Origin of the sequence: Sphingomonas sp., from assembly GCF_030145815.1 — a bacterium.
In the GTDB taxonomy this organism is placed as follows: Bacteria; Pseudomonadota; Alphaproteobacteria; order Sphingomonadales; family Sphingomonadaceae; genus Sphingomonas.
Genome location: NZ_JAIXHL010000020.1, coordinates 1 through 14846, shown reverse-complemented (window position 1 = coordinate 14846; position 14846 = coordinate 1). Strand labels below are relative to the sequence as shown.

10 protein-coding genes, 1 tRNA gene and 1 pseudogene are annotated in these 14846 nt (G+C 63.5%); 7 read left to right on the top strand and 5 right to left on the bottom strand.

From position 1 onward, the window contains the following. Nucleotides 1-107 precede the first annotated feature (107 nt). The 5 genes from KYX69_RS16650 (at nt 108) to KYX69_RS16630 (ending at nt 6921) form a co-directional block, all read left to right on the top strand. The gene (locus KYX69_RS16650; RefSeq protein WP_300499110.1) at nt 108-3695 is read left to right on the top strand and encodes a CHASE domain-containing protein; all 3588 of its coding nucleotides are present in this window, start codon (nt 108-110) and stop codon (nt 3693-3695) included. An 80-nt stretch (nt 3696-3775) separates the two neighbouring features. Next, nucleotides 3776-4390 (top strand): response regulator, encoded by a 615-nt coding sequence (locus KYX69_RS16645; RefSeq protein WP_300499107.1) that lies wholly within the window; start codon nt 3776-3778, stop codon nt 4388-4390. Nucleotides 4391-4402: 12 nt separating this feature from the next. After that, nucleotides 4403-5260, top strand: a complete 858-nt coding sequence (locus KYX69_RS16640; protein WP_300499104.1) for a hypothetical protein — start codon at nt 4403-4405, stop codon at nt 5258-5260. Nucleotides 5261-5309: 49 nt separating this feature from the next. Beyond that, nucleotides 5310-5385, top strand: a tRNA-Thr gene (locus tag KYX69_RS16635). A 201-nt stretch (nt 5386-5586) separates the two neighbouring features. Continuing rightward, nucleotides 5587-6921 carry an integrase arm-type DNA-binding domain-containing protein gene (locus tag KYX69_RS16630; protein WP_300499101.1) on the top strand — a complete coding sequence of 445 codons (1335 nt, stop codon included), beginning with the start codon at nt 5587-5589 and terminating at the stop codon, nt 6919-6921. A 560-nt stretch (nt 6922-7481) separates the two neighbouring features. On the opposite strand, the gene KYX69_RS16625 is transcribed toward KYX69_RS16630, so the two are convergent. From KYX69_RS16625 to KYX69_RS16610, 4 genes are read right to left on the bottom strand one after another with little or no spacing between them, the layout of a single operon-like run. Next, nucleotides 7482-7991 (bottom strand): lytic transglycosylase domain-containing protein, encoded by a 510-nt coding sequence (locus KYX69_RS16625; RefSeq protein WP_300499099.1) that lies wholly within the window; start codon nt 7989-7991, stop codon nt 7482-7484. A gap of 22 nt (nt 7992-8013) precedes the next feature. Then, nucleotides 8014-10956, bottom strand: coding sequence for a MobF family relaxase (mobF, locus tag KYX69_RS16620; protein WP_300499098.1), 2943 nt, complete (start codon nt 10954-10956; stop codon nt 8014-8016). Next, nucleotides 10953-12956: a type IV secretion system DNA-binding domain-containing protein gene (locus tag KYX69_RS16615; RefSeq protein ID WP_300499095.1), complete on the bottom strand. Its 2004-nt coding sequence runs from the start codon at nt 12954-12956 to the stop codon at nt 10953-10955. Before KYX69_RS16615 ends, mobF begins: the two co-directional genes overlap by 4 nt. Next, on the bottom strand, nt 12953-13255 hold the full coding sequence (locus KYX69_RS16610) for a hypothetical protein (RefSeq protein WP_300499092.1): 303 nt from the start codon (nt 13253-13255) through the stop codon (nt 12953-12955). The genes KYX69_RS16615 and KYX69_RS16610 overlap by 4 nt, the downstream gene beginning before the upstream one ends. A 459-nt stretch (nt 13256-13714) precedes the next feature. Here KYX69_RS16610 and KYX69_RS16605 point away from each other — a divergent pair, with 459 nt between their 5' ends. After that, nucleotides 13715-13954 (top strand): hypothetical protein, encoded by a 240-nt coding sequence (locus KYX69_RS16605; RefSeq protein WP_300499089.1) that lies wholly within the window; start codon nt 13715-13717, stop codon nt 13952-13954. A 188-nt stretch (nt 13955-14142) separates the two neighbouring features. Here KYX69_RS16605 and KYX69_RS16600 read toward each other — a convergent pair. Next, nucleotides 14143-14718 (bottom strand): annotated as a pseudogene (locus KYX69_RS16600) (DUF2493 domain-containing protein); the annotation flags it as partial. Here KYX69_RS16600 and KYX69_RS16595 point away from each other — a divergent pair. After that, complete coding sequence (locus tag KYX69_RS16595; protein WP_300499304.1) at nt 14665-14832, top strand: hypothetical protein; 168 nt, start codon at nt 14665-14667, stop codon at nt 14830-14832. The pseudogene KYX69_RS16600 and the gene KYX69_RS16595 overlap by 54 nt on opposite strands. The last annotated feature ends 14 nt before the right edge of the window (nt 14833-14846 follow it).

Here is a 14846-nt window from a genome sequence, read left to right as displayed (position 1 = left end):
CCTCGTTTGCGGCGACGTAGTTGAGCGAGCCTGCGCGCCCGCGTCAACCCGGTATTGCAACGGATGCATCCCCCGTGCGGCTTGTTATAGATCGCCCTGTGGAGCCCGTGCGCGACGTCCCTTCTGTCGTACCGCCGCCACCCGACGCGTCGGGCGGCGATGCGTCGCTGTCGATCGTGGCGCGCGTCCGACTCGGGCTGATCCTGATCTTGGCGTTTGTTGCCAGCGGATGGGTTGCCAAGCAGCTGGCGATTCCGCCGGACAATGTCACCATGTTGTGGCTTCCGTCCGGCGTGGCGGTAGCGGCGGTGCTGCTCTACGGGCGCTGGCTGTTGCCGACGGTGTTTCTGGCGTCGCTGCTCCTCAACACGATCCTGGGCGTGTCGATGGGATCGGGCATGCTGCGCGCGGGTGGTCTGGCGGTGTGGACTGCTTTCGGTGCGACGCTGCAAGTCCTGATCGCCGACGTGCTGCAACGCCGCCGCTTTGGCGACCATCTCGAGCTGACCCATGGGCGCGATGTCGCGGTGGCGATCGGGCTGGGCATTGTGATCCCCGCGCTGGTTTCGGCGTCGATCGGCCATCTGGCGCTGATGGCGCTGCGCGACTTTCCGATCGATCGGGTGCCAGGCAGCATGGTGACCTGGGCGCTGGGCGATATCCTGGGCATCTTGACCGTTGCGCCCTTTGCGATGATCGGCACACAGCGGCGCTTTCGAGCATTATGGCGCGGGGCGCCGATCCGTGGCTTGTTCGGCTATATCGCGCTGGGATGCGGCCTCGGCCTCGCGTTGACCATGTTCGCTTGGATCAACGTGCGCGAGCGGGTTGTCGACAGCAGTCGATCGAACTTCGCCATGCTCGCTGCGGAAAGCGAACAGGCGTTGCACGAACGACTCAACCGCGCCGCGCAAAGCCTCGACGCGGCATCCGCCCTCTTCACCGCAGGCGAGCGGGTGACGTGGGACGAATGGGTTGCCTACGCCAAGGTAATCGATATCGAGCGCCGCTATCCCGGAATTCGCGACATCGGGTTCATTGAGCGGGTTCGCCGCGCGGATGTCCCCGCATTTCAGGCGGAAACCCGGCGCAACGGCCTGCCGATCGAACGGATCGCGCGCGCACCGGCGGACGGCGACCATTATGTCGTCAGCTATATTTACCCGCTGCAACGCAATCGCGCCGTGTTGGGAATGGACATCACGTTCGATCCCAAACGGCGCGAGGCGGCCGATCAGGCGCGCGACAGCGGAGCGGCCGTCGTTACCCGACCGCTTCAATTCATCCAGTATCGCGGGCCCGGCTATGGCTTTACGATGATGCGGCCGGTCTATGCAACGCGGGAGCCCCCGCGCACCGTGGCCGAGCGCCGTCGCGCGCTGATCGGCTGGGTCTATCACCCCTTCCCCGCCGAACGCTTTTTCAGTGGCCTGACCCCGAACCAGGGCGGCGATTTCGAGCTGTCGATCCGCGCGCGCAACGGCGCGGGCAACTGGGTATCGGTGTTCGATACCCGATCCGGCCGGGCCGGAGCGGCGCATCGGCCTGCCTTTGTCATGTCCCGGCAGATACGGGTCGCGGGTCGGGTCTGGGCGCTGGAATGGCGCAGCACCGCAGCGTTCGAGGAGCGGACCCGCAGCGTCGAGCCACTGCTGGTCCTGTTGACCGGCCTCACCATCAATCTCGCGCTGGCGGCAGTGCTGGCCGTGGTGGCCCGGCGCGAGGCGGTAGTCACGCGCGAAGTCGAGCGCTCCACCGCCGAATTGTCGGAGACCAACCGGCTGCTGCTGATGACCGAAGCGACGACGCATGTCGGCCATTGGCGCTACGATATCGCGGCGGGGACATTGCTGTGGTCGGACGAGGTCTATCGCATCCATGGGCGCGACCCGGCGCGACGAATCACGCGCGACGAGGCGCTTGACTATCTGCACACTGAGGACCGGGATCCGACCTGGCAGGCCATGCTGACGGCGGTGCGCGATCATGACCCATTCAACCTGCGCGTGCGGATCACGCGGGACGACGATGGCGAGACGCGTCATCTGTCCTATCTGGGCCGGACCGAGCTCCGCCCGGACGGCAAACCCGCCGCCCTGTTCGGGGTGATGCAGGATGTCACCAGCGAAATGCGGGTGCGCGAGCAATTGCTGAAGGCACGCGATGCGGCGCAGCGTGAAGCGCAGGCGCGCGGCACGTTCCTGGCCAATCTGAGCCATGAAATCCGCACGCCTATGAACGGCGTGATCGGCTTTGCCGAGCTGCTCCTTGAATCGAAGCTGGCGACCGAACAGCGCAACTATGCCCAGATCATCATCGAATCGGGCACCAACATGATGGCGCTGCTCAACGATGTGCTCGATCTGTCCAAGATCGAGGCGGGACATCTCGAGCTCGCCGATGAACCGGTCGCGCTGGAGGAACTGACCAGTTCGGCAATCCGCATGCTGATGCCCAGCGTGCGCCGCCGCGACGTGTGGATGGAAGTCCAGATCGACCCGAAGCTGCCGCCGGTGGTGCGCGGCGACAAGCTGCGTTTGCGTCAGGTGCTGCTCAACCTGCTAGGGAACGCGGTCAAGTTCACCGAACAGGGCTTTGTCCGGCTGGAAGTCAGCCGGGTGGGTGAGCAGATACGGTTCGCCGTCGTCGATTCCGGCCCCGGCATCCCGCCGGACCGGGTTGCCGACATCTTCCAGTCCTTCGTTCAGCTCAACCTGTCGGAGCGTTCGGCTGGGACGGGAACCGGACTTGGCCTCACCATTTCCAGCTCGCTCGTGCGTCTGATGGGCGGAAACCTGAAGGTCCAGAGCCGCGTCGGGGAAGGCAGCAATTTCAACTTCACCCTGCCCTGCATTCCCGCAGCGGTGGTCGAAACGCCGGTGCCCCACCCCGACCCGCAGCGCGCCGCCACGCCGGGGCACCACCCCGAGACGCAGCGCGCTGCGACGCGCAATGATGTGGCCTCTGCGGCGATCCGCGTGTTGCTGGCCGAGGACAATGAAATCAATCAGGCGCTGATCCGGGCAACCGCTGCGCGGCTCGGCCTGGCGCTCGATGTGGTGGGCAACGGGTCAGAAGCCATTATCCAGGCCGAAGCGGCGGCACTGGCAGGCACGCCCTATGATCTGATCCTCATGGATATCCAGATGCCGGTTCTGAACGGCATTGGCGCGACCCGGCGGCTGCGCGGCATGGGCTTCGACGCCGAAACGCTGCCCATCGTTGCGCTGTCGGCGAACGTCTATCAGAACGACATCGACGCCTGTTTCGCGGCCGGAATGCAAGCGCATCTCGCCAAACCGGTACGACGCGAAGCGCTGGAAGGCGCCATTGCAACCTGGGCGCGTCGGCAACCCGGCATGATGCGACCCGCTCCCGCGCCAAGCACGACTCCCGCCGTCGAACCGATCCCGCCAGCACTCATGGCGCGTTATGCCGAGCGCCGCGCGGCACTTGCCGACGCGTTGCGTGCATTCGGTCCGGTCGCAGCGGACGACGCGCAGACGATCGCCGCGCTGCTCTCCGACATTCACAAGCTGGCCGGAACCGCCGGACATTTCGGCGATGAACAACTGGGCAACAAGGCACGCGAAACCGAACGCGTGATGATCGACGCCACGCCTAACGAACGCATGAATCTTGCGCGCGGGCTACTCGCCCTGATCGAAACAAGTTCCCAGACCGCTTCAAGTTGAGTAGTAACAATACGTGATCATATAGACTTGCGGGGCATTCCCGCTATCAGGCCGGCTCCGGTTCCAAACAGCGAATGAACATGTCCAGAACCATTCATGTCATCGACGATGATGATCTTGCCCGCGATGTGATCTCCAGCCTGGTGGCGACATTGCCGGGGGTTTCGGTCAGCGCTTGGGACTCGGCGGAACGCTTTCTGACCGCGGCGCAGGAGGGTGCGGCGCCGGGGGTCGTGTTGCTCGACCTCAACATGCCAGGGCTATCGGGAAATGAAGCGCTGCAGGCATTCGATCACCGCCGCTTTCCCGCGATCATCGTGTCGGGACAGGGGCAGATCACATCGGCAGTGGAGGCGCTCAAGCGCGGCGCGATCGACTTTATCGAAAAGCCCTTCACCCTCGAAAAGCTGCTTGGCCCGCTGAAGATCGCATTCGACCTGCTCGACCGCAACCTCGCCGAAGTGCACCAATCGGGTCGGGACCGCGATCGACTCGAGACGCTGAGCGAACGCGAGGTCGAGATCCTTGCGCTGCTGGTCGACGGGCTGACGAATCGCGAAGTGGCCGAGAAGCTGGGCCTGAGCGTGCGCACGGTCGAATCGCATCGTGCGCGGATCATGCTCAAGCTCGACGTGTCGAGCTTTGCCGAGGCGATCCGGCTGGCGGTGCTCGCGGGGATCGAGACGCCGGGCTGAGCCGGCGTCGCCATGGCTTCGCCCCACCACTTTACCCGATTTGCCGCGATTGACTGGTCCGGTGCCAAGGGCGTGCGACATCCCGGCATCGCGGTCGCGCTGTGCGAGGCCGGGGACGGCGCGCCACGACTGATCGTGCCGCCCGGGCGCGTCTGGTCGCGCGAAGAGGTGCTGGAGTGGGTGACGGCGCAGGCGGACGCGCCCATGCTGATCGGGTTTGATTTCAGCTTCTCTGCCCCGTTCCTGTCACGCGGCGCGCATTTGCCGGGCGAGACGCAGGGCGACGACGCGCGCGCGCTGTGGGCGCATGTCGATGCCGCGAGCGTCGACCCGGATCTGGGTGCGGCCGGGTTTATCGATGCGCGGCGCGGCACGCATTTCTATCTGGGTGCCGCCGACGGGGCCAAGGCCGACTTTCTGCACTGGCGGGCGTGCGAGGTCGCGCATGACGGCAGCACCAAGCCGTCGACCGTGTTCGACGCGATCGGCGCGGCCCAGGTGGCCAAGGCCAGCTTCGCCGGCATGCGGCTGCTCCACCGGCTCAACGGGCGCGTGCCGATCTGGCCGTTCGATCCCCTGCCCGACCATGGCGCTTGCATCGTCGAGATCTACACTGCCATCGCCGCGCGGGCGGCCGGTGCGCGCAGGGGGCGATCGAAGCTGCGCGATGCGGCATCGCTCGACACAGCGCTGGCGGCGCTCGGATCGCAACCGCATGCGCCGATCGCGCGCTATACCGACCACGCGACCGACGCGCTGCTGACCGCAGCGTGGTTGCGGCGTGCGGCGGATCAGGCGGCGCTGTGGCGTCCCCCCGCGATGTGCGCAGAAATTGCGCGCGCAGAGGGCTGGACCTTCGGCATCGCTTGACGCAAAGGAGCGCCATCCAGATGCGGGTCGCGCCAGTGCAACCCGCCGCGCCGGTTTAGCTCAGCTGGTAGAGCAGCGGTTTTGTAAACCGAAGGTCGCGGGTTCGATTCCTGCAACCGGCACCACCCGAATCCTCATATTCGGCGTAAAACCAATAAGTTCACTGCAATATCTAAGAGCGACTGTTAGACCGGGTTAGCCGGGGTTGGACTGGGTTTGACACCCCTTTTGCCCCTATTTTTGCCCCTGTATTCTCCACCGTGGAGGGCGGCTTTTTGCCCCTAGATTTGCTCAAGGAGCGGGTTTGAGCCGACTTGGAGTCGGAAATGACAAGACGAGCGACCTTCGCGCCAGCCACCATTGATTCGCTGACCGACGGATATTTGCTGGACCCACAAACACCTGGATTGTGGATCGAGGCGAACGGCAAGGGTGTCAAAACCTGGCGATACCGGCGATTGATCGGCTGTTGTGGTGAGATGCTCCGGCGCACATTGGGCCGGTACCCGCGTTTCAGCATCGCAGAGGCTCGGAAATGGGCCACCGACTTCAACAGCGCTATCAACGCCGGACTTGACCCTCGATCAATCGAGCAAGCTCTGATCGATCGTGCGCGTCTGACGGTGGGATATGTCCACGACCGTTACATGATTGCGGTCCGCGAAGGCCGGGCATCCCGCGCCAAGAAGGCCAACAAGCCGCGTACCGTGGCGGACAAGCTCGCGATCTACCGATGCGACATCGCTCCAAAACTGGCCGACAAGCTGATCTTTGACGTCACCGAAGACGAACTGACAAGGCTCGTTTTGGCCAAGGGGCGAACGTCCCCGGTTCGGGCAAATCGGTTGGCCGGGGAATTGAAGGTATTCTTTGGCTGGGCTGCCTCGCTTCGCGGGAAGGAGATCAACCTCCAGACGAATCCGGCCGCCCGCCTCACCGACCTAAAATTCCCGGAAAGCCCTCGGACTCGCAAACTGAACCTTCAGGAGATCTCTTGGTTCTTGCAGGCCTTGGTCTCCGAACCCCGGCATTATCAACGTGGAATGCTATTATGGCTGCTCACTGCGGCGCGAATTTCCGAGGTCATCTACGCCCGATCAGACGAATATCGGGAGGGTGTGTGGACCATTCCTGCTCACCGGGTGAAGAACAGTCGAGCTCATAGAATTGCGCTGGGTCCATGGGGGCGCTCACTCATCCAGAGCGATGAAGATTGGGTGTTTCCCTCGCACAGGATCGACGGTCCTCGCGCCCCAGCGGGCTGGTACAAAGCCCGAAACCGCGTGCTTCATCGCATGGCGCAGCTTGCGGGCACGCCCATCGAGCGATGGACTCCGCACGACCTGCGCCGAACCGCTCGCTCCAACACGAAGCGCCTCAACACAGACTTCGAAACAGCCGAAGCCATGTTGAATCACAGCAAGCGAGGTTTGGAGCGCATTTATGACGGCTACGAGTTCGAAGATGAACTTCGCACATGGTTTGAAAAATGGGAGACGGAGATAGTTCGCATCGCGCGGGAGGCCGGAGTGGCCGAGGCACTGGGTGCTCCCGCACCGATCGCGCACCGCTCCCCAGCAGCATCAAGTCTCGCACGTGGGAAAAGAATGGCCTCTGCGCGCGAAGCTACCGGCGGCAGACTGCGACGACATAGAAGCTGAGGTCCTGGATCAATTTTAGACGAAAAGCACGTCCCCAGTCGGGTGTCCTTGAACTGCCAGGAGATTTGGACTGTCGATGCGCTTAGGCCGAGATGCGCGAAGTCAAGACGGGGCGCGGACTGCTGCGATGGTTCCGATACCGTCCTCGTCGCGCCGAAGCGGCTTGTCACTGCCCTTGGACTGATCGAGCGCTCGGCGCGACTTATTGTCGCGGCTTTGATGCGAAAGGGTCTGGCATGGCCGGAGAAGAGTGGATCACCGTCAGTGAATTCGCACATAAGGCGCGCTTGTCCCGGCGTCAGATCGACCGTCTCCGCAAGAAGCGGCCTCCCGGCTTCCCAGCCGAACATGAACTGGGCGACAACCCTTCCAGATATCGGCGATGCCCGAGGTTCAAATTGCGCGAGGTCGACGCTTGGCTGGATTCCCGTGCGCTGTGGTAGGGTTCCGGAACAGCTTTGCCATTCGCGGACAACCGTTCGGACCAACCCTGCTTTCGGTTCCACAGTCTACCTGAGTTGCGTCCCCTTTTCGCAATTCGCCGGAACTCGTGATCCATTTTACCGGGAACGAATTGGGTGCCCGTGCAAGGTTTGCGAGAATGCGCTCGCGCCGAAGCGACGCTTGATTTTCGCGGCGGTTGCGATCGCATATCGACGCTGCCGCCAGCCAGTCGGGCTGTGATACGCACCGACGGCCGTCCAATAATCCCTAGCGACCCGCAATCTTGACAAGAATATCCACCGCGCAGCCTGGACGTTGAAACAAGGGTCATGCGTCAGCCACCATCGAACGCTCGCTTGAGGCCGCTCAACGAGCATTGCCAGTTTCGATACCCACCAGCTGTTGACCTGAAGAGGACCGAGGTCATGGCTACCGTCGCGGTTCAGGATCTCAGCGCCGATCCAGCCCCCCTCCTGGTCGCGAAATCCCCACAAGGTTTGCTCCAGCCACTGCCGGCCACCTGCTGCTTCCCGGATACAGGTAGCGATCCGCTGCTCCGAACTCAGCCTTGGCCGTTGCTTCGCGTCGACTGGTACCGCCATGACCGCCGCCGCAAGAGTCAGCATGCTTAAGACCGCTCTGCGTCTATCAGCGGTCATGGCCGCGGCCTCCGTCTCGGTTAGATTGGCGGGATGTAGACTGCTCTAATTTCGTCATTTCTGGCTGGCTCCTAGGCCGGCTGATCAGTCGCGAAAGCCACCGATCCATAGCGGCAATCCCGGACGCCGCCCGTCCAGCCAGAACAGCCGGCAACCTCCCATCTCCTCGGCTTGCTGTCCGCTCGCGCGTCGCAAGCCGCGCGGCACGCGCGCCGCGGGCTCGGTCTTGTTCGTCCCGAAGCTTGTTCCATCGACTGCCGTTGCGAATCGCCCGCGCCGCCAATGAATTACGGTCAAGGCGACCCAAACCTTCAAGGGCACTGGTTTTTTCGCCAGAGCGCCTTTCTAGCTTCTCGACCAGGCGCTTCTGATCTTCAGTCCAGAGCTTAACGCCAAACCGGGCGCGTGTGATTGCGGTGTAATAGTTCTGGCCGGTAACCAAGGCAGAGTTCACAGGTGCCAAGACGTAGACGCGGTCGTAGGTCTTCGACTGAGCCGAATAGACCGTCTCGGAATACCCATGGTCCCACGTCTTGTGCTTGCCTAGATCGACCTCCTGCAATCGCCCATCCCGGTCCCACAGGATCGACGCCAGCGCCCCGTCCAGCCGCTTTATCGTCCCGCGATCGGCATTACGGACGCCAAGCTCCCGGTTCACCAGTCGCCACTGGATGCGATCGCCTTCCGCCAATTCGCGCTGCTCGCTCGTGAAGACGTGGACTTGTGAGGCCCGCCCCAGGCGCGGGTCCCAGCATATTATCCGACCGCGACCGTCGCCCAACTCCACCACCTGGCGACCGCGGGCCTGCCGCCTGATCCCGAGCACCCGATATTCGGTGTCACAAGCGATCCCGAGTTTGGCGTTCGCCCGAGCGAAGGTCACAACCTGCCCGCCCAAGTAGAAGCGCGCAAAATGCTTCTCCTGATCGGTCATGCCCGCAGGCGTCAGCACTTCCAGTTGGCTTTCTTCTGCAGCGACAGCGCCCTCCAGCTTGAGTACCTGGCGCACCTTGGCATTCACGACCAACCGAGTGGAGTTCTCAAGAACGAGGATGTTGGTCCCGTTCCTGGATTCCGGCTTGAGCCGCGTCCATTCGCGCACGAGGTCCTTGGCAAGCTCATTCGCGCTCTGGCCGCTGGTAACCTTGTCCAGATTGGCGATCGACGCGGTATAGTCCGCCGCGCGGGCCTGCGTCACTGCCGTCTTCATTGCGTGCGTTTCCTGACGCACTGATTCAGTGAGATCGGCTCTTGAAAGTCCAAGCCGCTGCATGAGCCAGAAGGGTTTGCCCTGTTCGATCGCACTCGTCTGTTTGTTGTCGCCCAGGAGGATCAGCCGGGCGCCGGATTCGCGGCTGAGCTCAAGTATCCGGAGTGCCTGGCGACTTCCAAGCTGACCTGCCTCATCGAGGACCAGGACATGCCGATCCGTGAGAAACTGACCCCCACTCGCCAATAGGCTCGCGACCGTCCGCGACGCGATGCCTGCGGTGGCACCGAGATTCGCCGCAGCGGACGAAGTCGGCGCAAGCGCGATCAATTCGACCTCACCGCCGGCCGCCTCGCGCAGGGCGCGAACCAGGGTAGATTTTCCCGCCCCGGCGACGCCGTGCAGTCCGGTCACACGATCCCCTGACAATCCGAGATGAAGGAGCGCCCCAGTTTGCGCGGAAGTGAGCTTTGCCTCCGCGCCAGCTTCCCGCAGCATGACCTCGGACACCATTGGTTTCGCATCGTTCAAGGCCAATGCAAGATGATCGGCAAGCGCAAGCTCAAGCCTTGCCGCACGTCGTGTCGTCCTGCCCCTTACCTGGGTCTCGTCACCGGTCGGCTCGCGGGTTACGAGGAGTTTGCGCCGCCGAGTGTGTGCCTGGGCATGCGGCCGCAGATCGGCTAGCCGGACCTCCCCGATATGGGAGGCCATTCCCAGACGGAGCATGCGCCCGAGGTTGCTCACCGCCTCCTTGGTCTCCGCTTGCCGCAGCCCGAACAACATGGCGCGTGCGGATATCGCTGCGGCCGGGATCAGCGTCTGCTCACCTCGCTGACCGGCTTCCGTTCGGATCTGCGCAAGCTGCGAGAGGTGATGAGCTGCGCGTTCCGCCCAGCGCTCGGTCAATGTGTCTAGCCCGGCCTTTTCCTTGGCTCCTCGCGTTTCGTAGAATGAGACCCGTCGCGCCGACTGTCCCGTCAGTCCATGCTCGCGGGCATGCGCGTCGATCTGCTCGGCGCGCTGAGACATGTTCAGGATCAGCGTCTTGGGAACACCGGCGATCTCGAACAGGCCAGTCCGTGGATCTGCATCGATCTCGTATCCGAGTGTGCGCAATCCGTGAGCGAGCTCGTTACGATAGACCTGCCCGGCTGTCATCTGCTCGGCGTACATGGCGCGCGTTTCAAGGCTCGACATCGGCGATCCGGTGTTGCTGTTGGTCATGTTCAGGACGACCACATGCGTATGGAGATGCGGGTCGAGTTCGCGTGAGGCATGTTCGGTGAACCGCGCGTACAGCAGCCGCTCGGTGGTCTCGTGAACTATCTCGCCTGCCATCCGTCGACGAAGCATTGCATGCTCCTCGAGATAGTCGAGCGCGGTGCCGACCGCGTGCTCATGAAGCGTGGCGATCCGATCGTCACCAGCGACCAGCGCCATGATCGACACCGATTTCGGCGCGTTGACCGCGAAATCCCATCCAGGGTGATGCTCTATCCCGCCGTCCGTCCGGTGCCGTCCAAGCTGCTGTCCATCGACTTTCCCTTCCAGCAGTTGCCGGAACGTGGCGGGATCGACGCGGCCCGAAAGGCCGAGATCCGGGGCGATGCGACCTCCCCATTCGGAAGGCGCCTCGCTACCTTTGGCATAGTAGTCGCCGACCGAATAATAGCGCGCCAGATTATCCGGCGCGCCCTTCAAGCGCCGCGGATGGATCATGCCGGCCTCGCTTCGTCGCGGGTGCCGTCGTGGCGATCATGCTGGCGTAACCGAAGTCCGGACGGCTTGCCGTATAGGGAGAGGACCGGCACTGGTTGAGGCTCATCGAGCGATTGCGTCCCATGGCGTGGCCGTTCTGGCGAAAGCTCGGCCACAGGATCTGCGGATCGCTCGCCGAGCGGAAGCTGCTCGGGCTTGAGAGCCTCCTCCTGCGGTGACGTGTCGCCTTCGCCCAATGGCGGGCCCTGGTCAGGCGCCGGCAAATCGATCTTCATTCGAAGGGGCGGCTCCGTCCGCTCTTCAAAGGCCAAAGCTATCGTCGGCACATCGTTGTAGCGGTCCTTGAACCGGACGACCGGCAGGTTGCGTCCGAACCGCAGATAGCCGGTCAGGTTCGGCAGGTTGGTCACTTCCGTGTGCAGGACCAGCGGCCGCGTCACCTGTATCCGCGAGAGGTTCACGCCGTCGCGCATGTCGTTGACGCCATAGGACATGCCCTCATTGGCCTCGATCTGCTCGACCTGCCCGAGATTTTCGCTGACATGCTTGGCGGTGGGCGTGTCGTTGGCGCGCAGTGCGACCCAGGTCGAGCAATAGCCGGTGATGGCCGCAGCATCCTGAATGCCGTAGGTCGCCTCGAGCTGAGGGTAGCTCTGAAAACCCAGGATCCCGCATCCACCATATTTTCGAGCACGTGCCAAAAAATCCGAGAGCGATGGCAGTTTCTGCAAGCTCGGCAGCTCATCGATCACGCAATAAAGCCGCCGATTGCGGTCGGCCGACAGGCTCATGATCGCGGAAATAGCAATATCCAGCCAGACGGTGATCAGGGGCCGCAGGGAGGGGAGCTGGTCCGCCTTGACCGTGACGAACAGCCAGCTGTCATCGCGCTCATTCGCCACCCAGTCGCGGATCGAGAGTCCGTCCTGTGTGTCGTCGAGATAGGAAAAGCTGCGCATGACCGAGGCGAGCTCGGCCTGGATGCCGGCCGAGGTTCGCTCCCCCTCAAGGCTTATGAACGCAGCAGCGTCGGTCCCTTGGGCGAATACCGCCAGTTCCTTGAGCTTCGAGCGCAGCAGTGTGTCGAGCAGCACCGAGATCAGCGTACGCTCCTGTCGGGCAAGCTTGCGCAGCACGGCCACCAAAGTTCCGCGCGCGGACTTCGCCCAGAACGGATCGCCCGATTTGTCGGGTATCGTGGACTCCGCGATCTGGTCGTAATGATAGTCGCGCGGCACATCGACCCATGGGCTCCACTTATCCGATCGGGAATCGAGCGGGTTGAGCATGACATCGACACCGGGCCGGTAGAATTTTTCCACGAACGTGCCTGCGGTATCGTAGACGATCGCCCGCCGCCCCTTCGCGCGGATGCCGGCGAGCATCTTGACGATGATGTTGGTCTTCCCGGTTCCGGGGGCTCCGCAAATGAGCACATGCTCCGGTTCGAACGCCTCGGGCATCGGGACCCCGCCGATCGAGAAGCTGCCGCGCGCGTACCGCCAGAGCGCGCGGCGGAGGGTTCGAGCAGTGCCAAATCGTGCGCCGCGCAGGAATTGGTTCGAGCCCAACCCTCGCCCCATCCGGGTGAAGTAGAACCAGGCCCAGAACAACATGGCGAGCGTCAACGCCCCCGAGATGCCGGCACCGTTCAATAGATAGCCTTCGAACTGACGCAGCGTTGTCTGCGCAATCTCCGAGCCGATCAGTGCCTCGGGACTGGTCCAGTAGCGCCGACCGGCAGGATCTTCGAACAGGATGGGGGACGCGTTGCCGGGCACCGCGTCCCCCATCACAACGGCCTGAGCCAGCTTTGCCAGCACGAACCGCTCATAGGCGCTCGATTGCTCGAACGCATACCAGCCGATGCCGAGCATCCAGATGATCAGACCGGCCAGACAAGTCTGGTAGAAGACCTGCGTGGTCATCCGGACATTGTGGACAATCGCCTGTCCGCCCCGCGTCCAGGAGCCGAGCGTATCGTTGCGAAAGATGCTCATGGTCGGTCCTGCTCCGGATCGAGCAAATCCAGTTCGCGGAGCAGGCGGCGTGCCTCGGCCAGCCCCTGTTCCAGGAGTTCGGGCGCTCGCGTACCGACTGAAGAGGCTAATATTGCCAGGGTCTGGATCGAGGTCGCATGGAGTTCGTCGAACCTGGCGTGATAGCCTTGCGGATCGGCGCCCTCGAACCGGTCGATCAGGTCTCGGATATAGGCTGACGGGGTGGTGCCACACGAACGCGCACGATCGACCAACAGGTCGAGCATCGCGTCCTCCAGGCGTATCGTGATACGAGCCATAACGGATCCTGTCCGTCGCTGGCGCGTGATGAAGCGACTCATTTTACCAAATTGGCCTAGCGATCTCAAGGCGTTATGGTGGCGGACGCCGTCCGACGCTGGATGACAAACCGGATCAGATGGTTAGCTGCGTAGCCGAGAGTATCTGTCCGCCAACGACGCGATTTCAGCGGCTTTTGTCTGACGCGGATGACGTGAATATATCGCGCAATTCTGCGGGTTTCACGCCCGCAGCACCCGTGCGTACGGTGCATTACAAACGCCTTCAGGCGTGCGTCTGCCCTTCGCAGCGCCTTGCCGCGCTGCGCCGCCTCGACCTGGCAAGGGCGTGGCGCCCCCGCAGGGGGCATCTTCTACTGACGCCGGCGTCAGCCGGCCCTCCACCGCACACATTGCAGCACCTCCCAACCTGTGCGAAATTGATGTCGGCGGGCAGACGATCCTCAAGGACCGACCGACATGCCCAAACTGACCGACCGCGAGAAACTCATCGAACTCGACAAGCGCCGCCGGGCGCTAGATGATGAAGCCGACATCGTGCGCCGCAACCTGCGCGCGCGCTACGGCGCAATCCTCGCCGACCTTCCCGTAGAGCGGATGACTGAGAAGGAGTTCCGCGATCTTGTCGGCCAGGCCATCCGCGCCGGTGGCCCTGCCGCGATCGCAGCGCTCAAGTCACTCCCACCAGCCCAAAGCTGACCGCCAACTCGCCCCGAAGGGGCGTCCCTGCGACGAGCACGGCGGAGCCGCGCGCAGGAGGCCGACGCCGCCCCGTCGGCGTCGCGCCGACCGCGCGACGGGCCCCGCCAGGGGTCCCTGAGCGCGGCCGGCTTCTCGCTCACAAAAAAGGGATCGGCCCGGACATGCCGGACCGATCCCCACGAACTTCACGCAAGAGCGCGACGCTGCCCGTCCAGTCTGAAGAAGTGCGCCGGAACCCCCGCCGCCCGGACCAACCGCGCCAGATGCGACTGTAGCCCGGACCCCTCGCACACGACCGCCTCAACCGGCTTCAACGCGAGCAGCTGCTCGTTGCGCGCGAACCCGGCTCGCTGCCCTAGTCGAAGGTTGAGCGTGAAAGCGATGAGCGGCGTCCCCGTGCGCGCCGCCCAGGACGCGGCAATCGCGTCGCAGCCCTTGCCCTGCGCAGTGGTGGCCAACACCATCGTCGGAACCCGGCTCCGGATTGCATCGAGCATCTCGGTCAGCTGGCGATGATCCTCCCAGACCTGTCCTCCGGAGAAGATCACCACCGGCCCCTGCGGGGAATGCGCATCGATCCGGCGCTGACGCCGGGCGGCGAGAAAGTCTGCTGCCGCCACCACCGAAGCGGTGCGTTTGCTCGACACCAGTGAACCCCGCGGCGCGGACCAGGGTCGTCCGGTCTCGGCATGATAGGTGGCAGCGGCATGATCGCGGATGCACGCCGCCGCATCGCGCGCTTCGTCGAGCGATTGGCAGACCTGATCTGCCCCCTGCTGAGTGGCCCAGAGGCTATGATAGTCTGGACCACGAAAGGGACATTGAATGCCGAGCAAGAAGCACAAGCCGGAAGAGATTATCGGCAAGCTACGTGAAGTTGAGATCGTGC